The sequence below is a fragment of the Nonomuraea sp. N2-4H genome, assembly GCF_045291505.1.
Taxonomy (GTDB): Bacteria; Actinomycetota; Actinomycetes; order Streptosporangiales; family Streptosporangiaceae; genus Nonomuraea; species Nonomuraea fastidiosa.
In genome coordinates this window covers 6,569,346-6,592,490 of sequence record NZ_CP147987.1, presented here as the reverse complement: position 1 = coordinate 6,592,490, position 23,145 = coordinate 6,569,346, and the positions used below count along the sequence as shown (strand labels likewise).

19 protein-coding genes are annotated in these 23,145 nt (G+C 72.8%); 13 read left to right on the top strand and 6 right to left on the bottom strand.

Annotated features, from left to right (window positions below):
- The first annotated feature begins 1 nt into the window (after position 1).
- A complete protein-coding gene (locus tag WBK31_RS30105) occupies positions 2-1,063 on the top strand; it encodes a glycosyltransferase family 4 protein (protein ID WP_364061356.1) in 1,062 nt (353 codons plus the stop codon).
- Here the strand turns inward: WBK31_RS30105 and WBK31_RS30100 are convergent.
- The 4 genes from WBK31_RS30100 to WBK31_RS30085 all read right to left on the bottom strand — a co-directional run bounded on the left by WBK31_RS30100 (position 964) and on the right by WBK31_RS30085 (position 4,344).
- The gene (locus WBK31_RS30100; protein ID WP_378786322.1) at positions 964-1,923 is read right to left on the bottom strand and encodes a YbhN family protein; all 960 of its coding nucleotides are present in this window, start codon (positions 1,921-1,923) and stop codon (positions 964-966) included. The genes WBK31_RS30105 and WBK31_RS30100 overlap by 100 nt on opposite strands.
- 9 nt (positions 1,924-1,932) lie before the next feature.
- Positions 1,933-2,577 carry a hypothetical protein gene (locus WBK31_RS30095; protein ID WP_378786324.1) on the bottom strand — a complete coding sequence of 215 codons (645 nt, stop codon included), beginning with the start codon at positions 2,575-2,577 and terminating at the stop codon, positions 1,933-1,935.
- A gap of 23 nt (positions 2,578-2,600) precedes the next feature.
- Positions 2,601-3,008 (bottom strand): hypothetical protein, encoded by a 408-nt coding sequence (locus WBK31_RS30090; protein ID WP_406673525.1) that lies wholly within the window; start codon positions 3,006-3,008, stop codon positions 2,601-2,603.
- Positions 3,009-3,171: 163 nt separating this feature from the next.
- A complete protein-coding gene (locus WBK31_RS30085) occupies positions 3,172-4,344 on the bottom strand; it encodes an SPFH domain-containing protein (RefSeq protein WP_406673524.1) in 1,173 nt (390 codons plus the stop codon).
- Between the two features lie 93 nt (positions 4,345-4,437).
- Between WBK31_RS30085 and WBK31_RS30080 the strand changes: the two genes are divergently transcribed.
- From WBK31_RS30080 to WBK31_RS30045, 8 genes are all read left to right on the top strand, one after another.
- On the top strand, positions 4,438-5,277 hold the full coding sequence (locus tag WBK31_RS30080; protein ID WP_364060114.1) for a methyltransferase domain-containing protein: 840 nt from the start codon (positions 4,438-4,440) through the stop codon (positions 5,275-5,277).
- Positions 5,274-6,179, top strand: coding sequence for a lysylphosphatidylglycerol synthase domain-containing protein (locus tag WBK31_RS30075; protein ID WP_378786330.1), 906 nt, complete (start codon positions 5,274-5,276; stop codon positions 6,177-6,179). Before WBK31_RS30080 ends, WBK31_RS30075 begins: the two co-directional genes overlap by 4 nt.
- Positions 6,180-6,273: 94 nt before the next feature.
- On the top strand, positions 6,274-7,389 hold the full coding sequence (locus tag WBK31_RS30070) for a glycosyltransferase family 4 protein (protein ID WP_406673523.1): 1,116 nt from the start codon (positions 6,274-6,276) through the stop codon (positions 7,387-7,389).
- A 20-nt stretch (positions 7,390-7,409) separates the two neighbouring features.
- Positions 7,410-8,501, top strand: coding sequence for an NDP-sugar synthase (locus WBK31_RS30065; protein ID WP_364061359.1), 1,092 nt, complete (start codon positions 7,410-7,412; stop codon positions 8,499-8,501).
- 31 nt (positions 8,502-8,532) lie between these two features.
- Positions 8,533-9,429 carry a DNA-3-methyladenine glycosylase 2 family protein gene (locus tag WBK31_RS30060; protein WP_364060123.1) on the top strand — a complete coding sequence of 299 codons (897 nt, stop codon included), beginning with the start codon at positions 8,533-8,535 and terminating at the stop codon, positions 9,427-9,429.
- A 50-nt stretch (positions 9,430-9,479) separates the two neighbouring features.
- Entirely contained in the window at positions 9,480-12,026 is a 2,547-nt protein-coding gene (locus WBK31_RS30055) for a bifunctional FO biosynthesis protein CofGH (protein ID WP_378786333.1), read from the top strand.
- Positions 12,027-12,154: 128 nt separating this feature from the next.
- A complete protein-coding gene (locus WBK31_RS30050) occupies positions 12,155-12,649 on the top strand; it encodes a substrate-binding domain-containing protein (protein WP_378786335.1) in 495 nt (164 codons plus the stop codon).
- Positions 12,589-13,911: a substrate-binding domain-containing protein gene (locus tag WBK31_RS30045; RefSeq protein ID WP_378786336.1), complete on the top strand. Its 1,323-nt coding sequence runs from the start codon at positions 12,589-12,591 to the stop codon at positions 13,909-13,911. The genes WBK31_RS30050 and WBK31_RS30045 overlap by 61 nt, the downstream gene beginning before the upstream one ends.
- On the opposite strand, the gene WBK31_RS30040 is transcribed toward WBK31_RS30045, so the two are convergent.
- Entirely contained in the window at positions 13,901-15,178 is a 1,278-nt protein-coding gene (locus tag WBK31_RS30040) for a coenzyme F420-0:L-glutamate ligase (protein WP_364060131.1), read from the bottom strand. The two genes, WBK31_RS30045 and WBK31_RS30040, sit on opposite strands and share 11 nt — an antisense overlap.
- A 61-nt stretch (positions 15,179-15,239) precedes the next feature.
- Entirely contained in the window at positions 15,240-16,178 is a 939-nt protein-coding gene (gene cofD, locus WBK31_RS30035; RefSeq protein WP_364060134.1) for a 2-phospho-L-lactate transferase, read from the bottom strand.
- A 181-nt stretch (positions 16,179-16,359) separates the two neighbouring features.
- On the opposite strand from cofD, the gene WBK31_RS30030 reads away from it, so the two are divergent.
- The 4 genes from WBK31_RS30030 to WBK31_RS30015 all read left to right on the top strand — a co-directional run bounded on the left by WBK31_RS30030 (position 16,360) and on the right by WBK31_RS30015 (position 22,892).
- Positions 16,360-18,054 carry a hypothetical protein gene (locus tag WBK31_RS30030; protein ID WP_406673522.1) on the top strand — a complete coding sequence of 565 codons (1,695 nt, stop codon included), beginning with the start codon at positions 16,360-16,362 and terminating at the stop codon, positions 18,052-18,054.
- A 317-nt stretch (positions 18,055-18,371) separates the two neighbouring features.
- Positions 18,372-18,632, top strand: a complete 261-nt coding sequence (locus tag WBK31_RS30025) for a WhiB family transcriptional regulator (RefSeq protein ID WP_176903063.1) — start codon at positions 18,372-18,374, stop codon at positions 18,630-18,632.
- 232 nt (positions 18,633-18,864) lie between these two features.
- Complete coding sequence (locus tag WBK31_RS30020) at positions 18,865-21,588, top strand: glycosyltransferase (protein ID WP_406673521.1); 2,724 nt, start codon at positions 18,865-18,867, stop codon at positions 21,586-21,588.
- Positions 21,588-22,892 (top strand): DUF5719 family protein, encoded by a 1,305-nt coding sequence (locus WBK31_RS30015; protein WP_406673520.1) that lies wholly within the window; start codon positions 21,588-21,590, stop codon positions 22,890-22,892. The genes WBK31_RS30020 and WBK31_RS30015 overlap by 1 nt, the downstream gene beginning before the upstream one ends.
- The last annotated feature ends 253 nt before the right edge of the window (positions 22,893-23,145 follow it).

Here is a 23,145-nt window from a genome sequence, read left to right as displayed (position 1 = left end):
CGTGCGCATCGCGATCATCGGGCCGACCTACCCGTACAAGGGCGGCGGGGCCCAGCACACCACGGAGCTGGCGCACCGGCTGTCGGCGCTCGGCCACGACGTGGTGATCGAGTCCTGGCGCGCCCAATACCCGTCGTTCCTCTACCCGGGGCAGCAGACGATCTCCGAGCCCGAGGGCACCCCGTACGACAGGACGCTGCGCAGGCTCGACTGGCGGCGGCCCGACGGATGGGTGGCCGCCGGGCGGCGGCTGCGCTCGGCGGACCTGGTCGTGCTCGCCGTGCTCAGCCCGGTGCAGGTGCCCGCCTACCTGGGCATCCTGTACGGCCTCAAGCGCCGCGCCCGCACGGTCGCGCTCTGCCACAACGTGCTGCCGCACGAGCGCAAGTTCTACGACGAGCCGCTGATGAAGGCGCTGCTCGGCCGGGTCGACGGCGTGCTCGCCCACTCCGATCAGCAGGCGGAGCTGGCGCGCGGGCTCGCCGCCACGCCGGTCAGCGTGGCCGGGCTGCCGCCGCACCTGCCGTCCACGACGGCGGAGCGCTCGCAGGAGGTGCACCGCAGGCTGCTGTTCTTCGGCATCGTGCGCCCGTACAAGGGGCTCGACCTGCTGCTGCGGGCGCTGCCCGAGGGCATCTCGCTCACCGTGGCGGGGGAGTTCTGGGGCGGGCTCGACGAGACGAAGGCGCTGATCGCCGAGCTGGGCATCGGCGACCGGGTGGACCTGCGGCCCGGCTACGTCGCGGCGAGCGAGGTGCCGAAGCTGTTCGCCACCGCCGACGCGCTCGTGCTGCCCTACCGCAGCGCCACGGCCAGCCAGAACGTCTGGCTCGGCCACGAGCACGGCGTGCCGGTGATCGCCACCCGGGTGGGCGCGCTGGCCGAGCACATCACCGACGGCGTGGACGGCCTGCTGGTCGAGCCCAACGACGTGGGCGCGCTGCGCGAGGCGATCGAGCGGTTCTACGCCTCGGGCGAGCCCGAGAGGTTGCGGTCGGGGGTCAAGGCGGTCGATCCCGAGCCGTTCTGGTCGGCGTACGCGGGGGCCTTGCTCGCCGCCTGACGGCCGAGGAGCACGAACAGCCCCGCCAGCGCGGCGTCGGCCAGCGTGAACGCCACCCGCGACACGATCGCCACCGCGAGCGCCGCGGGCGTGCCGATGAGCGGCCCCAGCACCAGCACCAGGGCGCCCTCCCTGATGCCGACCCCGGCCGGGATCACGACGGCCAGGATGCCGGTTGCCCAGGCGAACGCGTAGGCGCCGGTGGCGATCACGTAGAGGTCGGTGCGGCCCGCGACGAGCCAGATGTGCAGGCCGTAGACGATCCAGCCGAGCGCCGTCCAGCCCACCGCCACCAGCACCGTACGGCCGGGCAGTGCGTTCTCCAGCGGCTCCCTGCGCGCGACCCGCAGCGCCAGGTTGAGGCCCCAGGTCAGCACCTTCGGGTGCAGGCAGACGATGATGACCGGCACCAGCAGCACGAGGTACCACGCCTGCCGCACCGCCTCCTGCGTGCCGAGCGTGGCCGCCGCGATCGAGATCGCCACCCCGAGGTTGATCACCAGGCCGAGCGAGATCGTGGCGAACGTGCGGCGCGGCGGGCTGCCGTGGTCGCGGCCGAGGTCCATCATCGCCGCGTACGCCCACACCGCGCCCGGGATGTACTTCCCGAGCTGGCCCACGAACATGATCCGCCCGGCGATCGGCAGCGGCAGCCGTGTGCCCAGCCCCGCGAGGATCTCCCGCCAGGCCACCAGCATGAAGAACTGACCGAGCAGCACGGAGCCGAACGCGCCGGCCACGGCCCACGGCGACATGCGCGACAGTGCGGCGCTGGTCTCCTGCCAGTTGGAGGCGATCCCGTAGCCGAGGAAAGCGAGCGCGACCAGAGCGAGATAGATGCGCAGCAGTCGGCGGAGCATCAGGCCAGGTTACGCGCGGTACGTCTGGTAAAGCCAGACGACGCAGGCGACGAGCGCCAGCGCGGCCGTCACCGCCGCGACGATCTTCACCACGCTGTACGGCCGCTCGCCCTGCACCTCCCCGCTCACGCCGTTGATGAGCACCTGGTACGTCTTGCCGCCGAACAGGTAGTTGCCCACCCACACCGGCAGCAGCACCAGCTTGAACGTGACGTCCGAATAGTGCGTGTCCACCCGGTGCACCTGCTGGACGTCGCCGCCGATGTCGCGCCGGCAGTCCGCCTCGATGACCTTGGCCATGATCCCCTTCGCCTGCTCCATGCCCGTCTGCGGCTCGACGTCGTAGCGCAGGCTGTGGTGCCCGGCCACGTACGCGGGCTCGTACGGCAGCGCCTGCTTCAGCGGCCACGGCTGCAGCTTGCCGAGGCGGTCGGCGGGGAGCCTCCGGGTGGCGGGGACCAGCACGTCGTCGAAGTCCCGGGCCACCCGGCCGCGCGCCGGATACCAGCGGGTGCGCCGCTCGCGGCGGGTGGTCGTGCGGCCGTTGGAGTCGGTGTGGGTGGTGGTGACGTAGTAGTGCTCGCCGCGCCGGCCGGTGTAGTCGGAGACCGTGCGGGCGTCGTACGTCCAGTGCGGCAGGTACGTGCTCTTCATGGTCTCCGCCTCGGAGACCTTCTTCAGCCGGCTCGGGCGAACCAGCGGCTGCGCACCCACGTACGCAGGGCCTGCCTGGCGCCGTTCCTGTCGAGCGCGAACGGCAGCACCGCCTCGGGCGCGATCTGGTCGCCGCCCGCCGTGTCCGCCACCAGGGGAGTGCCGCAGAACTGGCAGGCCCGCGACAGCGCGTCGCTCTCGGTGCGCGCGCCGCAGCCGGGACAGGTGAACCTGTTGGGCGCGAGCGCGTGGACGCGCGGCTTGGCCAGGAAGGCGTCGTAGGAGAACTCGCGGACTGGCCGCGCGGGCGGCGCGATCCGCTGCTCGAAGCCGCAGTACGGGCAGCGCAGCGCGAGGGTCCCTGGGGTGTACTCCACGCTCGCGCCGCACCCCTGGCACGGATGGGCGGGCGTCTGGGTGGGCGAGGACATTGCTGTGCTCCTGGTCTGGGCTCCTGGTCTGGGCTCCTGGTCGGGGCTCCTGGTCGGGCTCTGGTCTGCGGGTCCGCGGCCGGGCGCCGGTCTGCGGGTCCGCGGCCGGGCGCCGCGCTCCTGATCGGCTCCCGGCCGCCTGCGCGGGTCTGCGGAGTCCTGGTCAGGCGGGCGGGAGCGGGGGCGGGGTGTCGCGCAGGAGCGCGGCCAGCTCGGGCACGTCGCGGGCGGGCAGCCACTGGGGCATGCCGGACGTCCACACGAGCGTGTCGGCGGTCAGCCCGGCCGCCCTCAGGTCCTTCTCCGCGTACGGGCCGCGCTGCTCGCCGCCCACCCCGAGGTACCAGGTCCGCGGCAGCGGCGGCGGGACGTCCTGAGGCGGGTGAGGCGGGACGGGCTGCGCCGCCTGCGGCGGGGCAGCCTGAGGTGCCTGCGGCGGCGCGGGCTGAGGCGCTTGCCGGCCGTGCGGGGCTTGGGGGGCTTGGGGCTGGAGCGCGGCGGCGAGGTGCTGACCGGCGGCCGCCCCCATGCCCATGCCGATCCCGAGCCCCACGCCCTCGCCGGTACCGGCCGCGCCGTCCAGCGCGCCGGCCGCCTGGAAGCGGGCGTACTCGCCGAGATCCCCCACGATGCCCATCTGGGAGCGCTTGTCGAGCGCCTGCTCCACCTCGGGCGGCAGCGAGATGTTCTCGATGGTGAAGGCGGGGATCGACAGGCCCACCCCGGCGAGGTCCTCGGTCAGCGCCCGCGCGATCCGCCGGCTGATCTCGTGCTGCCCGGCGGCGAGGTCGAGCAACGGCACGCCGGCGGTGGCGAGCGCGTGAGCGAGCCGGCCGACGACCATCTGCCGCAGGTAGCCCTCCACCTCCTCGGTGCGGAACTGCGGGTCGGTCCCGGCCAGCTCGCGCAGCAGCGCGCGGGCGTCGGTCACCCTGGCCGAGTACGCGCCGAACGCCCGCAGCCGCACCGGCCCGAACTCGGGGTCGCGCACGATGATCGGGTTGCGCGTGCCCCACTTGAAGTCGGCGAACTGCCGGGTGCTGACGAAGTACACCTCGGCCTTGAAGGGGGAGTGGAAGCCGTGCTTCCAGCCCTTCAGCGTGGACAGCACCGGCAGGTTCCGCGTCTCCAGCGTGTACGTGCCGGGCGCGAACGCGTCCGCGATGCGGCCCTCGTTGACGAAGACGGCGACCTGCGACTCGCGCACGATGAGCCGGGCGCCCATCTTGATCTCGTTGTCGTACCGGGGGAAGCGCCAGACGAGGGTGTCGCGGCTGTCGTCCAGCCATTCGACGATGTCGATGAACTCGCCGCGGATCTTGTCGAAAAGCGCCACTGTGCCCCCATTCGTCAGCGTTCCGCTGGGTCGGCCACCGTACCAAAGCCGTTTGACGTCGAAGGGGCGCGGAGGTCGGTACGGTTGGGAGTCGTGGTCAGACAACGGGTGAAGCAACGGGTCGCGCAGCTCGAATACTCCGAGTTCCAGTCCGCCATGCTCGACGAGGCGAAGCGGCGGCGGAAGGCGGCGAAGATCATCGCCGTCCTGGAGCATTTCTACGGGCCGCTCCACGGGCGCACCGTGGGCGACGTCGGCTGCTCGGCCGGCTTCATCGCCGACGAGCTGGCTCAGGCGGGCGCGAAGCACACCCTGGGCATCGACATCGACGTGCCGGGGCTGCGCAAGGCGGCCGACCGGTTCGGCGACCGGGTGGCGTTCGTCTGCGGCGACGGCACGGCGCTGCCGTTCCCCGACAACTCGATCGACGTGCTGGTGTTCAACCACATCTACGAGCACGTCGTCGACCCCGACGCGGTGGTGGCCGAGATGCACCGGGTGCTGTCCGACGACGGCGTGCTCTACCTCGGGCTCGGCAACCGGCTCGGCATCATGGAGCCGCACTACAAGCTGCCGTTCCTGTCCTACCTGCCGCCCGCGCTCGCCGACCGCTACGTGCGCGCCTTCGGCCGGGCCGACCACTACTACGAGCGGTTCAGGACCCGGCGCGGGCTGCGGAAGATGCTGCGCGCCTTCCACGTGTGGGACTACACGATCCCAGTGCTGGCCACGCCGGAGAGGTTCGCGGGCGGCGAGCTGTTCCCCGGCCTGCTCGGCAAGGTGGTCAGGGCCGTGCTCGCGCACACGCCGCGCGGGGTGCTCAGGCTGCTTCTGCCCCTCGTGCCGACATACCTGTGGGTGGCCACCAAGCGGGCGCGCAAGCCGATCGGCGCGCACCTGCCGCAGCCGCCCGAGCGAGTGCGGCCGCTGTGACCACCGACGAGGCCGCTTCCGAGGCCGTGCCCCGCCGCTCGCCGGCTCGCCGTCTGGTGAGATACGGCTTCCTGGCGATCGCGCTCGGCTTCGGCGCCTGGGCGGTGATCAGGGAGTGGGACGCCGTCGTCGCCGGCTTCGCCAGGATGTCGCCCCCGGCGCTCGGCGGCTCGCTGGTCGCGGTCGTCGCCGCCCTGCTCGGAGCCATGCTGACCTGGCGCACGCTGCTGTCCGACCTCGGCTCGCCGCTGCCGGTACGCCCGGCCGCGAAGGTGTTCTTCGTCGGCCAGCTCGGCAAGTACATCCCCGGCACGGTCTGGCCGGTGCTCGCCCAGATGGAGATGGGCCGCGACCTCGGCGTGCCGCGCACCCGCAGCGCCGCGGCGTTCTTTCTGATGATGCCCATCCAGCTCGCCACCGGCCTGCTGGTCACGCTCGTCACGCTCGGCTGGGACAGGTTCGGCTGGCTGCTGCTGTTCATCCCCGTGCTGCTCGTGGCGCTGGAGCCCAAGGTCGTCAACGCGGTGATCGGCTTCGCCCTGCGCAAGCTGCGCCGCGAGCCGCTCGAACGCCCGCTGACCAGGCGCGGCATGCTCACCGCGCTCGGCTGGGCGCTGGCCGGCTGGGTGGCCTACGGCGTCCATCTCTACTTCGTCGTCCCGCAGGGCGGCCTGATCTTCGCCATCGGCGCGTTCGCGCTGTCGTGGTGCCTCGGCATCCTCACCTTCGTGATCCCCGCGGGCGCGGGCGTCAGGGAGGTCGCCATGGTCGCGGTGCTCGCTCCCCAGCTCGACCGCGGCTCGGCGATCGCGGTGGCCCTCGCCTCCCGCGTCGTGATCATCGCCGGCGACCTCATCTGCGCGGGCACCGCGGGAATCGCGGCGCGTCGCGACTCAGTGTGATTTGGCCCACGATTTAGGGGAGGCTGGTCATAAGCTGAAATTTCAGAGGGGGACGCCCGGTCCCGCGTTGATCTTGAGGGGAGAAGATCTTCGTATGCCTCGTGTGCTCGTCGATGCGGCCGCGGTACCCGCGGACCGCGGAGCGCTGATCAGGTACGTGGACGGGCTCGTGGCCGCGCTCGATCGGGCCGGTGCGCAGCTGTCCGTCGTCTGCCAGCGCACGGAGGCCGAGCGCTACCGCCGCCTGGCTCCGTCCGCTGAAGTCATCCCCGGGCCCGTCGCCATCGCCAACAGGGCCGCCAGGCTCGCGTGGGAGCAGACCGGCCTGCCGCTGCTCGCCCGCAAGGCCGGCGCCGACGTCATCCACGCCCCCTACTACTCCATCCCGCTCGGCTCGGGCGTGCCGACCGTGGTGACCGTGCACGACGTCACCTGGTTCACCGAGCCCGACCAGCACAGCCCGCGCGCGTCCTTCTTCCGCTCCGCCACCCGCACCGCCGTACGCCACGCCCGGCGCATCATCGTGCCGTCCAAGGCCACCAGGGACGAGCTGATCCGGGTGCTGGACGCCGACCCCACCCGCATCGACGTCGCCTACCACGGCGTGGACATGACGCAGTTCCACCCGCCGACCGAGGAGGAGATCAAGCGGGCCGCCACGCGCTGCGGGCTGCACGGCCAGCCGTACGTGGCGTTCCTGGGCGCGCTCGACCCCCGCAAGAACGTCCCCAACCTCATCCGCGGTTTCGCCGCCGCCGTCAAGCGGCTGGACAAGCCGCCGGCGCTGGTGATCGGCGGCGGCGTGCACGAGGACGACGTGGACGCCGCCTGCCGCGAGGTGGAGGCCACGGTCAGAGTGGTCAGGCCCGGCTACCTCAGCGCGCCCGAGCTGCCCGGCTTCCTCGGCGGCGCGCTCGTCGTCGCCTTCCCCTCGCGCGGCGAGGGGTTCGGGCTGCCGGTGCTCGAAGCGATGGCCTGCGGCGCGCCGGTGCTGACGACGCACCGCACGTCATTGCCCGAGGTCGGCGGCGACGCGGTGGCCTACACCGAGCCGGACGCCGACAGCATCGCCGACGCGCTCGGCCAGCTCCTGTCGTCCCCCGAACGCAGGCGGCAGCTCGGCGAAGCCGGCCTGGCGCGGGCCCGCGAGTTCACCTGGGACGCCTCGGCGGAAGCGCATCTCAGCTCTTATCAACGCGCGATCGAATAGTTCGGTAACCTCACGGAGTGATGGAGAGCTCTTTGCCAGACCTCGAGGCGATCCTCCTGGTCGGGGGGCAGGGCACGCGCCTGCGTCCGCTGACACTGGGCACGCCGAAGCCGCTGCTGCCGACCGCCGGGGTGCCGTTCCTGGCCCACCAGCTGGCGCGCGCACGATCGTTCGGCGTGCGCCGCATCGTGTTCGCGACCTCGTACAAGGCGTCCATGTTCGAGCCGGCCTTCGGCGACGGGTCGGCTTTCGGGCTCTCGCTCGAGTACATAACGGAGGAGACGCCGCTCGGCACCGGCGGGGCGATCCGCAACGCCGCCGAGGCGCTCACCTCCGGTCCCGATGATCCGGTGCTCGTACTCAACGGCGACATCCTGTCCGGGCACGACATCGGCGAGCAGGTCCGCCTTCACCGCGCGCGCGAGGCCGCTGTAACGCTCCATTTGACAGAAGTGGTCGACCCCAGCCGGTTCGGCTGCGTGCCGACCGACGACGAGGGCCGGGTCACGGCGTTCCTGGAGAAGACGCCCAACCCCGTCACCAACCGCATCAACGCCGGCTGCTACGTCTTCACCCGGTCGGTGATCGACTCCATACCGCGCGGCGAGGTCGTGTCGGTCGAGCGCGAGACGTTCCCCGGCCTCATCGAGTCGGGGCGGCTCGTGCTCGGCTACGCCACCCGCACCTACTGGCTCGACGTCGGCACGCCCGCCGCCTTCGTGCAGGGCTCGCGCGACCTGGTGCTCGGGCGGCTGTCCTCGCCCGCGCTGCCCGGCCCGCCTGGCCAATACCTGGCGCTCGACGGCGCGCGGGTCTCGCCCGACGCCAAGGTGCTCGGCGGCACGGCCGTCGGCGCCCGCGCGGTGGTGGAGGCGGGGGCCACGGTGATGGGCTCGGTGCTGAGCGACGACTGCGTCATCGAGGCGGGCGCATCCGTCATCGACTCCGTGGTCGGCCAGGGCGCGCGCGTCTGCGCCGGCACGGTGGTGCGCGACGCGGTCATCGGCGACGGCGCCATCGTGGGTCCCGGCAACGAACTGCAGCACGGCGTGCGCATCTGGCCCGGCGTCGAGCTGCCCGAGCGCGCGCTGCGCTACTCCAGCGACGTCTGAACGCAGTCCCTGGAGGCGGCAGACTGTACGCGTGAAAGAGCGCAGGTGGGTGCCGGACGGGCCGCTCGACGTCCAGCTCGCCCTTGAGCCCCATCGCAGGGGCGGCGGCGATCCCACCTGGCGCAGAGGCCGCGACGGCGCGGTGTGGCGTACGTCCAGGACGCCCGACGGGCCCTGCACGCTGCGGGTGAGCGTGCAGGGCGGCGCCGTGCTCGGGCAGGCGTGGGGCCCCGGAGCCGGATGGGCGCTGGAGACGCTGCCCGCGCTGCTCGGCGCCGACGACGACCTCTCGGGCTTCAGCGTCCGGCACGAGGTGCTGGCCGAGGCGGCCAGGAAGCATCCGGGGCTGCGCATCGGGCGTACCGGGCGGGTCATGGAGGCGCTGGTGCCCGCCGTGCTGGAGCAGAAGGTCGTCGGCAGGGAGGCGTGGCGGTCCTGGCGCTGGCTGCTCGCCCGCTACGGCGAGCCCGCGCCGGGCCCGGCCCCCGAGGGCATGCGGGTCGTGCCCGAGCCCGCCGTGTGGCGGCAGATCCCGAGCTGGCACTGGCACCGGGCGGGCGCCGAGGCCGTACGCGCGCGGACCATCGCCACCGCCGCCTGGCACGCCGGCAAGCTGGAGGCCGCGGCCACCTCGCAGGAGCTCGACCGGCTGCTGCGGGCGCTGCCCGGCGTCGGGGTGTGGACCTCGGCCGAGGTGCGGCAGCGGGCGTTCGGCGACCCCGACGCGGTCAGCGTGGGCGACTACCACCTGGCCAAGCTCGTCGGCTACGCGCTGACCGGGGAGAAGACCGACGACCAGGGGATGCTGCGGCTGCTTGAGCCGTACGCGGGGCATCGGCACCGGGCGACCGTGCTGGTCTGGCTCACCGGGCTGCGCCCGCCCGCGCGCGGTCCGCGCATGCCGGTGCGGGACTACCGGTCGTTCTGAGCCACCCCTGGGTGCGTACGGCGAACTCAGCCCGTCGTACTGTGCCCTTTATGAGTTCTGACTCCGCGCTCCGCCGCGCCCTCGCCCGCGCCAGGGACGGCAAGACGCTCGACGTGACCGAGGCGACCGTCCTGCTGCACGCCCGTGACGAGCATCTCGACACGCTCCTCGACCACGCCTCCCGGGTGCGCGACGCCGGGCTGCGCGCCGCCGGCCGCGAGGGGATCATCACCTACAGCAAGAAGGTGTTCATCCCGTTGACCCGGCTCTGCCGGGACCGTTGTGGCTACTGTACGTTCGCGACCGCGCCGCACAAGCTGCCGGCGGCGTTCCTGAGCCCTGACGAGGTGCTGGAGATCGCCCGGCAGGGGGCGGCGATGGGGTGCAAGGAGGCGCTGTTCACGCTGGGCGACCGCCCGGAGGACCGCTGGCGCCAGGCTCGGGAGTGGCTCGACGCGCACGGCTATGACGACACGCTGTCCTACGTGCGCGCCATGGCGATCAGGGTGCTCGAGGAGACCGGATTGCTGCCGCACCTCAACCCGGGGGTGCTGACCTGGCGTGACTTCCAGCGGCTCAAGCCGGTGGCGCCCTCGATGGGGATGATGCTGGAGACCACCTCGCGCCGCCTGTACGAGGAGAAGGGGCAGCCGCACTACGGCTCGCCCGACAAGGACCCGGCGGTGCGGCTGCGGGTGCTGGAGGACGCCGGGCGCACGAACGTGCCGTTCACCACGGGCATCCTCATCGGCATCGGCGAGACCGTGCAGGACCGCGCGGAGTCGATCTTCGCGATCAGGAAGGTGGCCAGGGAGTACGGCGGTGTCCAGGAGGTCATCGTGCAGAACTTCCGCGCCAAGCCCGACACCGCGATGCGCGGCCTGCCGGACGCCGACCTGCAGGAGCTGGCCGCCACGATCGCGGTGGCCCGGCTCGTGCTCGGCCCCCGTATCCGCATCCAGGCCCCGCCCAACCTGGTGGACTCCGAGTACGAGCTGATGATCAGGGCCGGCATCGACGACTGGGGCGGCGTGTCCCCGCTGACCCCCGACCACGTCAACCCGGAGCGGCCGTGGCCGCAGATCGACGAGCTGACGGCGCGTACCAGGGAGGCCGGGTTCACGCTCAAGGAGCGCCTGACCATCTACCCCGAGTACGTGCGGGCCGGCGAGCCCTGGCTCGACCCCCGCCTGATCGGCCACGTCAGCGCGCTGGCCGACCCCGAGACCGGCCTGGCCCGCGAGGACGCCGTGCCGGAGGGCCGCCCGTGGCAGGAGCCCGACGGCGGCTTCGCCGCCTCCGGCCGGGTGGACCTGCACGTCGAGGTGGACACCGTCGGCCGCACCAGCGACCGCCGCGACGACTTCGACCACGTCTACGGCGACTGGGACGCCCTGCGCGAGCGCCTCGGCACCGTCGCCGCCGCCACGCCGAGCGACGTGCGTCAGGCCCTGCGCAAGGCCGAGTCCGACCCGGCCGGGCTGACCGACGCCGAGGCCGTGGCGCTGCTCGGGGCCGAGGGCGGGGCGCTGGACGAGCTGGCCGCCATCGCCGACGCGCTGCGCCGCGAGGCGGTGGGCGACGACGTCACCTACGTCGTCAACCGCAACATCAACTTCACCAACGTCTGCTACACCGGCTGCCGCTTCTGCGCCTTCGCCCAGCGCAGGACCGACGCCGACGCCTACACGCTCAGCCTCGACCAGGTCGCCGACCGGGCCGAGGAGGCGTGGGCGGCCGGGGCCACCGAGGTGTGCATGCAGGGCGGCATCCACCCCGACCTGCCCGGCACCGCGTACTTCGACATCGCCAGGGCGGTCAAGGAGCGCACGCCGGACATGCACGTGCACGCGTTCTCCCCGATGGAGGTCATCAACGGCGCGAGCCGGACGAACATGTCCATCCGCGACTGGCTGGAGGCCGCCAAGGAGGCCGGCGTCGACTCGCTGCCCGGCACCGCGGCCGAGATCCTCGACGACGACGTGCGCTGGGTGCTCACCAAGGGCAAGCTGCCGGCCAAGGAGTGGATCGAGGTCATCACCACCGCGCACAAGGTGGGCATCCCCACCACCTCGACCATGATGTACGGGCACGTCGACAACCACCTGCACTGGGTGAAGCACATCAAGCTCATCCGGAGCATCCAGGAGGAGACCGGCGGGTTCTCGGAGTTCGTGCTGCTGCCGTTCGTGCACACCAGCGCGCCCATCTACCTGGCGGGCGTGGCGCGGCCCGGGCCCACCGCGCAGGAGAACCGCGCCGTGCACGCTCTCGCGAGGATCCTGCTGCACGGCGCCATCGACAACATCCAGTGCTCGTGGGTCAAGCTCCGCGACGACCTGTGCCGCCAGGTGCTGCAGGGCGGGGTCAACGACCTCGGCGGCACGCTGATGGAGGAGACGATCAGCCGGATGGCCGGGTCGGAGAACGGGTCGTACAAGACGATCAGCGAGCTGCGCGCGATGGTCGAGGTCACCGGGCGGCCGGTGCGGCAGCGCACCACCGACTACGGCGTGCCGAGCGAGGAGCGGCTGGCGGCCGCGGCGGCCAGCGACGGCGTCTGCACGAGCGTCAGAAGGGTCCTGCCGCTGGCCTAGCTGTAACATGTTCTACCAATGTCTCGCGGGCGCCCCCGACGGGGCGCAGCGCGAGGCGCGGAAAGGGCGTCGCGGGCGTCCGAGGGGACGTCCGGCGAGGCGCGGGAAGGGGCTCGCGGGAGAGGTTCATGGTGCGGTTAGGTCGGCACCGCGCCGCGCTGTCCCCCGAGCAGCGCCGCAGGAGAGCGTTCCGGCGCGGCATGCTGGCGGGGCTGACGGCCGTGGCGATGGTCGCGGCCGGCCTCGTCGTCGTCTTCGGCGGCGGCGGTCTGCTGTGCCGTACGCGAGAGCCTGTTCTCGTCGATGTCGCGGCCGCCGTGGACATCGCGCCCGCCGTCATGGAGGCGGCCGACCGGTTCAACGCGACCAAGACGGTCGCGGGCGGCCGGTGCGTGCTCGTCCAGGTGACCGAGCAGCCGCCGGCCACGGTCCTGCGCACGCTCATCGGCGACCGGGCGGGCGTGCTGCGCGAGCGGCCGGACGGCTGGATCGCCGACTCGTCGGCCTGGATCCGCCTCGCCCGCCGGCAGGGGCGAGCGCGCTGCCCGCGCAGGAGAGCGTGGTGGCCACCTCGCCGCTGGTGTTCGCCACGCGGGCCTCGCTGGCCAGGCGCTTCTCCGTAGGCGGCACGCAGATGAACTGGCGGATGGTCTTCCCCTCGACCGTGCGCGGGCGGCTGACGCCCAACGACGACGAGCCCGACGTCGTACGCGTGCCCGACCCCTCGCTGGCCGGGGCGGGCATCGCGACCGTGGCCGCCGCCAGGGACGTCGTCGGCACCGGGCCCGACGCCGACAAGGCGCTGACCGCGTTCGTCCGGTGGGCGCAGGCCGGCTCGGCCCCCGACTACCGCAGCATGCTGGCCGCCGTGGACGACCACACGTTCTGGCGGCGGCCGGTCGTCATCGTGCCCGAGCAGAGCGTGTGGCAGCACAACCTGCGGCCGTCGGATGACCCGGTGGTGGCGCTGCACCCGCGCGAGGGCACGATCAACCTCGACTACCCGTACGTCGTGACCGCGGGCGACCCGGCCGTGGCCGAGGCGTCGAGCGCGTTCGCCGAGTGGCTGCGCGGCCCTGAGGCGCAGGAGATCGTGCGCAAGGCCGGGTTCAGGTCGGGCGACGGCCGGTCGGGGCCGATCTCGCCGGGCCCGCACATCCCTGCCGCGGCGCCGCTCACCAGAGAGTCGGTGACGCCCGAGGACATCGACGAGGCCCTGCGTGCCTGGAGCCGCCTCGCGCCCGCGACGAACATCCTCGTGCTGACCGACACCTCCAAGCACATGGCCGAGCGGCTGAACGGCCGCACCCGGCTGGACGTCGCGCTCGACGCGGCGAAGATCGGGCTGCGGCTCTTCCCCGACTCCACGCACATGGGGCTGTGGGAGTTCGCCGACGGGATCGGCGGCATCAAGGGCTACCGGCGGCTCGTCGGCCTGGGTGCGATCAACGAGCCCGAGGAGGGCCAGGTCGTCCGCAGAGGCAGGCTCGACGAGCTGACCGGCACGATCAAGGCGCATCCGCGCCGCGACAGCTCCCTGTACGACGCGGTGCTCAGCGGTTTCCGCAAGGTGACCAGCGACTACCGGGAGGAGATGAACAACTCGCTGCTGGTCATCACCGCGGGCCGGGACGACGGCACCGGCATCAAGCTGCCCGAGCTGCTCGACCGGCTCCAGCGCGAATGGGACCCCGACCGGCCGGTGCAGATCATCGTCATCGCCTTCGGCAAGGGCGTGGACCGCGACGGGCTGGCGAAGATCGTCGCGGCCACGAACGGCTCGCTGCACGAGGCGCAGGAGCCGGGCGAGATCATCGACGTGTTCCTCTCCGCGCTCGCCCGCCGCCTGTGCCACCCCACCTGCGAACCCGCGGTCAGCGAGTGAGGATGAAGTCGTCCGGGTCGCGCGGCGCGCGGTCGCGGGGCGGCGCGGCGGCATGGCCGACGGCCACGCAGCCCATCGGGTCCCACGAGGCGGGCAGGTCGAGCACCTCGCGCACCACAGGACGGCAGAACATCGTGGACGACACCCACGCCGAGCCCAGCCCCTCGACGGCGAGCTGGATGAGGAAGTTCTGCACCCCGGCGCCCGTCGCCACCACGAACATCTCCCGCTCGGAGGCGTTGCGCCGGTCGTCGCGGTAGGTGTGGGAGCCGTCCATGACCAGGCAGGGCACGACCAGGTAGGGCGCGTTGCGCAGCACGTCGCCGCGCTTGATCCGCTTGGCGATCGACTCCTCGGAGAAGCCGTCGCCGCGCAGGTCGGCGATCCACGCCTCGCGCATGGCGTCCAGCAGCTTCGTCCGGGTCTCCGGCGACTCCAGCAGCACGAACCGCCACGGCGTCGTGTGGTGCGGCGCGGGCGCCGCGATGCCCGCCGCGACCGCCCTGCGCACCGCCGCGGGATCGACGGGCTCGTCGGAGAACTCCCTGATCGTCCTGCGGGCGAACACGACGTCGCGCGAGCCGTAGCGGAACAGGTCCTCGTCGGCCGGGCGCACCAGCGGCTTCGCCCCGGGGCCGTCGTCGTCGGTCACCAGGTGGGCGAGCCCGCGCACGATCGCCACGGGGACGCCGTCGAGCTTGCCCTTGACCAGCTCGGCGGCGCTCGCGATCTCGTCGGCCAGCGCCGTGACCGTGGCGCTCAACTGGTTGCCGTACGCGTCGGAGCGGCCGCGGTAGTCGTCGAGCGGGCGCAGCCCGGCCACCCCGATCGCCACGTCGGTCAGCCCGTTGCGCCACGGTCGCCCGAACGTGTCGGAGACGATCACCCCGACCCGGCGGCCGAGCCCCGCCCTGATGCGCCTGGCCGAGGCGTCGGGGTCTTCGGGCAGCAGCAGCACCGTCCCGGGTTCGGTGTTGGAGGCGTCGACCCCGGCCGCGGCCATCACGAAGCCGTGGCGGGTCTGCGTGATCACGGTGTCGCCGCGCCGCGCGACCACGCGCGCGGTCTCCTCGGCGATCGCCTGGGTGCGGTCGGGCGCGTGCCGTACCCGGCCCTCCGCCTTGCTCACGATCTTCGACGTGACCACGACGATGTCACCGTCGCGTACGCCGGCGCCGGCGAGCAGCGCCGCCACGTCGTCGCCGGGACGCACCTCGCCGAGGCCGGTCACGGCGATCACTTCGACGTGCTGGGGAGTCGTGGTCATCGGGCGGCCTCCTGGGTCGGGTGCCGGGCGGTCTTCTGGCGGGCCGTCGCAGGGCGGGACGTCATCGGGCCAGCTCCTTGGCGAGGTCGAGGGCGGAACGCGCGATGTCGGCGGCGGCGCCGGCGTCGTGCATGAGGATCGGCCTGGCGACGACCTTGACGCCGTCGAGCGCGACCCCGGCGTCCTCCTCGGCGACCAGCCAGCCGTCGATCAGCTCGGAGCCGTACAGCTCCAGCACGGCCTGCGCGGTCGTCTCGACGCCGATGGCGGTCAGGCACGCATCGGCCATGCCGCGCACCGGCGCGCCGCCGATGATCGGCGAGACGCCGACGACGGTCTTGGGCAGCAGCGCCTCGCGGATGCCGGGGATCTGGAGGATCGTGCCGATGCTCACCACCGGGTTGGACGGCGGCAGCACCACCACGTCGGCCTCCTCGATGGCCTCGAGCACGCCCGGCGCGGGCTTGGCGGTGTCGACCCCGACCAGCGCGAACGACTTGGCGGGCACCGAGGCGCGCAGGCGTACCCACCACTCCTGGAAGTGGATCGCGCGCCTGCCGCGCTCGTCCTCGATCACGACATGCGTCTCGCAGCGGTCGTCGGTCATCGGCAGCAGCCGCACGCCGGGTTGCCAGCGGGCGCAGAGCGCCTCGGTGATCTGCGAGAGCGGGTAGCCGGCCTCCAGCATCTGCGAGCGCACGATGTGGGTGGCGAAGTCGCGGTCGCCGAGGCCGAACCACTGCGGCTCGACGCCGTACGCGGCCAGCTCCTCCTTGACGACGTGGGTCTCCTTGGCTCGGCCCCAGCCCTGCTCTTCGTCGATGCCGCCGCCCAGCGTGTACATGACGGTGTCGAGATCGGGGCAGACCCGCAGGCCGAACAGGGTGATGTCGTCACCCGTGTTACCGATGACGGTGATCGAGGCGTCGGGCGCGGCGGCGCGCAGGCCGCGCAGGAACCGGGCGCCGCCGATGCCGCCGGCGAGGGACACGATGTGCATGCGCACCAGTCTTCCATCGGCCTCTGACGAGGCTGCTCCGGGACCGGATTTGCGGGCGCGGTTAACCGTATATATCGAGGTATTGGCCGATTTGATAGGGAAGTGCTTTCTGTGACTCCCGGCATACGAGTCAGTGATGTGGCAAACTCCCTTCGGACCAATGGGTCCGTTGGGGGTACTTGTGAGCAAACTTGATGTAGCCCGGCTGAGGGAGCCGGCCGCCTGGATCATGCTCGTAGGCGGATTGATCAGGGTGTTGCTGGCGATCGGCCACATCCTGGTCGGCACCTCGGCGCTGTCGTCGTTCGCCGACCGCGCCGCCGCCTTCCAGTCGAGCCTGACCAACCCGGTGGTGACGGCGCTGCTGCTCGGGTCCGTGCTCCTGGTGACCAAGATCGGCGGCGAGCCGTCGCCCAAGGCCAAGCCCATCACGTACGGCGCGGTGGCCGGTCTGGGCCTCGCGGCGCTGTTCGGTCTGGTGGCGTTCGTCGGCGGGCTGTTCGCCGACGCCAGCGGGCGCGAGGCCATCGAGTTCCTGCTCAGCGGTCTTACGAGCCTCGCTCTGACCGTCATCGCGCTGGTCTACCTCCTGCCGCAGGTGCTTCCCCAGCGTCCGGCCGCGCAGGTCTACCACGGCCAGTTCGGCGGCCCGCAGCCCGGGTTCTTCGACCAGCAGTCGTACGGCCGGCCCGGCCAGGCTCAGGGTCCTGCGGGTCCCGGCCAGGCAGGCTTCCCCCAGCAGCCCGGCTTCGGCGGCCCCCAGGACCCCGGCTACGGCCAGCAGCCGATGAGCGGCCAGCAGACGGACCAACCCGCACAGCCCGGCCAGCCCTCCCAGCCGGGCCAGCCCGCCCAGCCGGTCCCCGGCCCCCAGTCCGGCTATGGCCAGCAGCCTCCTTCCACCCCCGGCTACGGCCAGCAGCCGCCCTCCACCCCCGACTATGGCCAGCAGCCTCCTTCCACCCCCGGCTATGGCCAGCAGCCTCCTTCCACCCCGGGCTACAGCCCGCAGCCTCCTTCCACCCCGGGCTACAGCCCGCAGCCCCCGAGCTCCGCCGGGCAGCCTGAGCAGCAGGCGGCCCCGCAGATCAGAGGCGCCCTGCCCGCCGCGCCGTCGGACCAGCAGCAGCCTGAGCCCTTCGCCTCCCAGGGCTTCGAGCAGCAGTCCTACGCTCCGGCGGACACGGCACCGGCGAACCCGCCGGCCGGTGAGTACACCCCCGCCCCGTACGTCCCGGCCGACAGCCAGCCGAACGTCTACAACCAGCCGGGCCAGAGCCCGTATGCTCCGCAGCCCGAGCAGCCGAGCCCGTACGCGCCCGCCGCGAACGACCAGGCCTACGCCCCGGCCGACACCGCGCCCGGCGGCTCGTACCAGGAGCAGCAGCCGTTCGGCCAGCAGCAGTACCAGGGACAGAACGCCTTCGACCAGGCCCAGCAGGCGCAGCAGGCTGGTCAGCCGTTCACCGGCTACTCGGGCGCCGAGTTCGTCCAGCCCGCCTACCAGGAGCCCGTGGACCCGCGCTCCCAGCAGCTCATGGACGCCTACCAGCAGGCGGAGACCTACCAGTCGAACGCCGGCAACCAGCCCGTCCCCGACTTCGGCGGCCAGCAGGCCCGCCCGTACGACGACCCCTTCGGCCACCCCCAGCAGCCGCAGCACGGGTACGAGCCGCAGCAGGGCCAGTACCACGCCACCCACCAGGCCCCGCAGCAGCCCGCCCCCGGCCCCCAGCAGTGGGGGAGCGCGCCCGCGGACTCGACGATGCGCCTCGACGGGTTCCAGCAGGCCGGCGGCTTCGGCGCCCAGCGCATGCCGGGGGACGACCCGATCGACCCGACCGCCATATACACCCCCAACGAGCCACGCAGGTAACGGACCGGCAATGAACGACTAGAGAGAAGGTGGGCCGCAGGCGGGCGTCTATCCCGCCCTGGTACGGTTCCGACCGCTGAGAGTGTTGCACGAGCCAGGACGACGCCATGCACAGGCTGTCAGGCCGGGCTCGAACATGACATGCCGAGCACACCGGGGCGAGATCTGGTCTTTCCCCGGATACCTGCATGCCGCTTGACGCCGCGTAGCGCACACGCGTGTAATTACAACCATGTTGTTACGCCTTCCCGTGGGTGGGTAATAAGGAAGGCGTCCATGGGGGGCTCCATTGCGGGCGGGCGGCAGGGAGGTGTGCAGTGACCGATCCGGTCATCGCACAGGAACAGCTTGACGCTGAAGAACTCGGCTGGCAGGAGCGCGCCTTGTGCGCGCAGACGGATCCGGAGGCGTTCTTCCCGGAGAAGGGCGGCTCCACCAGAGAGGCCAAGAAGGTCTGCCGATCGTGCGAGGTCCGTGCCGAGTGCCTGGAGTACGCACTCGAGCATGATGAGCGCTTCGGCATCTGGGGCGGGCTGTCCGAGCGGGAGCGCCGCCGGATCAAGCGCCAGGCCGTGTGACAGGCCGTAGCAGAGAGACACAAGGGGGAGAGGGTCACGCGGAGAGCCGTGTGACCCTTTTCGCATCTCTTGAACCGCTTGTCACTGTATGGTGGGCGCGCCTGATCATCCCCCAGGAGCTCACCGATGTCACGTCCCTACGTCACCGTGATCGTCGTCGCACACGACGGCGCGCGCTGGCTGGGGGAGACACTGGCGTGCGCTGATCAACCAGAGCCGCAGGCCGGACCGCGTGGTCGGCGTCGACAACGGCAGCAGGGACGGCTCGGCCGACCTGCTCGCCCAGGCGCTCGGCCCCGGCAACGTGCTCTCCCTGCCGCGTTCGACGAGTTTCGGCGAGTCGGTCGCCGAGGTGCTGGAGAAGCTGCCGCCCGCAGGGCGCGAGGAGTGGATCTGGCTGCTCCACGACGACTGCGCACCCGACAGGCGCGCGCTGGAGGAGCTGCTCACCGCCGCCGCGCAGGATCCGAAGGCCGCCGTGCTCGGCCCCAAGCTGCGCGACTGGCTGCACCGCCGCCGGCTGCTGGAGCTCGGCGTCACCGTGGGCCGCACCGGGCGCAGGGACACCGGTCTCGAACCGCTGGAGTTCGACCAGGGACAGCACGACGGCACGCGCGAGACGCTGTCGGTCTCCACGGCGGGCATGCTCATCAAGCGCGAGGTCTGGGAGCGCGTGGGCGGGCTCGACCCGTTCCTGCCGATCTTCCGCGACGACCTCGACCTGTGCTGGCGGGTCCGCAACGCCGGGCACAAGGTGCTCGTCGTCACCTCCGCAGTGGCCTGGCACGCCGAGGCGGCGGCCCGCAGGCGGCGGCGCATCACGGTCAGCGGCGACCACCCGCGCCGCCTCGACCGGCGCAACGCGATCTTCGTGGTGATGGCGAACCTGCCGTTCCGCGCGATGCTCTGGGCGCTGCTGCGGAACGTGCTCGGCTCGGCCGTGCGCACGCTGCTGTTCATCGTCAGCAAGCAGCCCGCGAACGCCCTCGACGAGGTGCTCGCGCTCGGATCGGTGCTGGGCCATCCCGGACGCCTGCTGCGGGCGCGGCGGGCACGCCGCCAGGGCCGCAGGAAGGGGTACCGGCGCATCAAGTGGTTCCTGACGCCGCCGGGCGCCGCCTACCGCCGGCTCGTCGACATGGTGCAGAGCTTCCTCGCCGGGCAGGCCCCCGTCGACGCGGCAGGACGCCACCACATCGCCACCGACCCCGACGCCGAGCAGGAGCTCGCGCCGCCGCCCGACACCGGCGCCTTCCAGCGCTTCATCGGCCGTCCCGGCGTCATCCTCATGATCGGACTCACCCTGGTCACGCTGGCGGCCGAGCGCTCCCTGCTCGGCGGTGAACGGCTCGGCGGCGGCGCGCTGGTCCCCGTCATCGGCGGTGCCCGCGACCTGTGGGACTTCTACACCGAGGGGTTCCACGACATCGGGCTCGGCTCGACCGACCCCGCGCCGCCGTACGTGGCCGTGATCGCCGCCCTGTCCACGCTGTTCTTCGGCAAGACCTGGCTGGCGGTGTCGGTGCTGCTGCTCGGCTCGGTGCCACTGGCCGGGGCGACCGCGTACCTGGCCACCCGCCATGTCATCCCCGGTGTGCCCGCTCGGGCGTGGGCGGCGGCCACGTACGCGCTGCTGCCCGTCGCCACCGGCGCGATAGCGGCGGGACGGCTGGGCACGGCCGTGGTGTTCGTGCTCGTCCCCCTGTACGCGTGGCTGCTCGGCGTCGTCCTGCTCGCCGCCGACCGGCGCAGGGCGCGGCGGGCCGCATGGGCGCTCGGGTTATGGCTGGCGGTCGGCACCGCGTTCGTCCCCCTGGTGTACCCGCTGTTCGCGGTGCTCGGCGTGCTCGGCGCGGTGGCCTTCGGGGGTGCCGTACGGACGCGCGGCCCGCGCAAGGGAGGCGGCGCGGGAGTCTCGATGATCATCGCTCTCGCCGTACCGCCCGCCCTGCTGCTGCCCTGGCTGGCGAGCCTGGTGACCGACCCCGGCAGGCTGCTGCTGGAGGCCGGGCTGCACGATCCCGCGCTGGTCGATCAGACGCTCGCCCCCGAGTCGCTGCTGGCGCTCAGCCCAGGAGGCCCCGGGCTGCCGCCGTTCTGGGTGACGGCCGGGCTCGTCGTCACCGCGCTGGCCGCGCTGCTCATGCGCCGCCAGCGGATGATCGTCGCCATCGGCTGGGGCGTCGCCCTGTACGGGGTGCTCGCCGCCATCCTGGTCAGCCGGATCACCGTCGAGGGGGCGCGGGTGTGGCCCGGGGTGCCGCTGGCGTTCGCGGGCACCGGTCTCGTCGTGCTCGTCGGGCTGACCGCGCACCGGCTGCCCGAGCTGCGCGCCTCGGGCGGGCTGCGGCGGCTCGGCGCGGTCGCGATCGCGGCCGTGGCGTTCAGCACGCCGCTGCTCGCCGCCGGGTTCTGGGTCGCCACCGGCGTACGCGGGCCGCTCGTCGGCGACGCCCCCGACGTCATGCCCGCCCTGGCGGCCGCCCGTACCGCGAACGGCGAGCGCACCGTCGTGCTCAAGGGCTCGTCGTTCACCGTGCTGCACGGGCGCGGGCCGCTGCTCGGCGAGTCCGAGCTGCCCACCGCCTCGCAGGAGCGCGCCCGCCTGGCGAACGCCGTACGCGGACTGGTCGGCGGCCGGGGCGGCGATGCGGCCACGCTCGGCCAGCTCGGCGTCGGCATGGTCGCCGTCGCGCCGCCCGTACCCGCCGAACTCGCCGCGACGCTCGACTCGCAGCCGTCACTCGAGCGCATGAGCCTGTCGAAGGACGGCGGCGGTCTATGGCGGCTGGCCGAGCCGGTGACCCGGGTGCCCGTCCAGCCCGTCGGCGTCTGGCACACCATGTGGCTGTACGCGCAGGGCGCGATGGTGCTGGTCGTGGCCCTCCTCGCGGCCCCCGGCCGGCGGCAGGAGGAAAGCGCCGAGCCCGGCGCCGTGGCCTTGGCGGGGGCGTGATGAAGGCGTTCATCGAGAACCGGTTCGGCCTGCTCACGCTCGTCGTGGTCGCTCTGGCCGCCATGTACGGCATCGCGTACGTCACCAGGCCCGCCCCGCTGCCGCCCCCGCCCACAGGACCCACGAAGGTCGCCGTCGAGTCCGTCACCACCGTGTGCCCCGGCGACAAGGGCCGCCGCGTGGACGTCTACCTGCCCGGCTCGCTCAGCAGCGAGACCATGGAGAAGGACGCCCCGTACGTCACCAAAGGCCCCGGCGGGCTGGAGGCCGGCGACGTCACCCGCGCCACCAGCGGATCGGCCCGCGGCCTGGCCGGCGTCCGCTGCACCGAGCCCGCCCCCGCCACCTGGCTGCTCGGCCCCGGCCCCGCCGACGCCGACGTGCGCCTGCACCTCATCAACGCCGACAAGGCGCCTGCCATGGTGGACGTGCAGGTGTACGCCGCCGAAGGGCTCGTCTCCGGAGACGCCGGGATCGGCCTGGAGATCGCCCCCGGCAAGCACCGCGAGATCGACCTCAAGACGCTCGCACCGTCGGCCGACGTGATGGCGGTCAGCGTCACCACCTCCTTCGGACGGGTGGCCGTCGCCGCCAGGACCGTTCTGGAGAGCGGCGGCGTGGACTGGCTGCCCGCGGCCGGCGCCCCCGCCACCCGCGTCGTCGTCCCCGGCATCCCCAAGGGCGGCGGCCTGCGCAGGCTCCTCGTCGCCGCACCCGGCGAGACCGACGCCACCGTGCAGATCAAGGCCGTCAGCGAGGACGCCGAGTACGCGATGAAAGGCCGCGAGACCCTCGACGTGCCCGCCGGCACCGTCACCGCGCTCGACATCACCACCGGCGTCGCCGGCTCGTCCGCCGCGCTCGTCCTCACCTCGCCGGTCCCCATCGTCGCCGGAGCCGTCTCCATCGGCACCGGCTCCAAGCCCGACGTCGCCTACACGGCCGGCACCCCCTCGCTCGCCCTCGGCAGCGCCGTCGCCCGCAACACCACCGGCGCCCGCCTGCTCCTCACCGCGCTCGGCGGGCCCGGCAAGGTGCGCGTCCAGGTCGTGCCCGACAAGGGGGCGGCGGGGGAGCCGTACGAGGTGGCGGTGCCCGCCGGGCGTACGCGGGACGTGCGCGTCAAGGCCAAGGGCGACTTCGCGGTGGTGGTCACACCCGTGTCAGGCGAGGTCTACGGTGCCCGCCTGCTGGAGGAACGCCGCAGGGACGGCGTCATGCTGACCACCCAACCCCTCGCCCCCGCCCGCACGTGGACCCTCCTCCCGCCGTTGCAGGACACCCCGCGCGTGGTCCTTCCGTAGCGGGCGACACGCGTATCGGCCCGGCGGAACGCAGGTCACCTGAAGAGGCGGACGGGCCGCCTCGGTGCGAGCAGGACACGTGCAGCTTCGGGTGGCAGGGGACGACGCCGCAGGCCCAGTCGCCGGCCGCGGTGTAGTCGCCGCGAGGGTTGCGCGTGCTGTAGGTGGGCGGGGTGGTCAGGGGGTCGGCGTCGCCGGGCCACACGCCCCAGCCGTCGCCCCACCACGCGACCCGCCACAGCTTCTCCTCGGG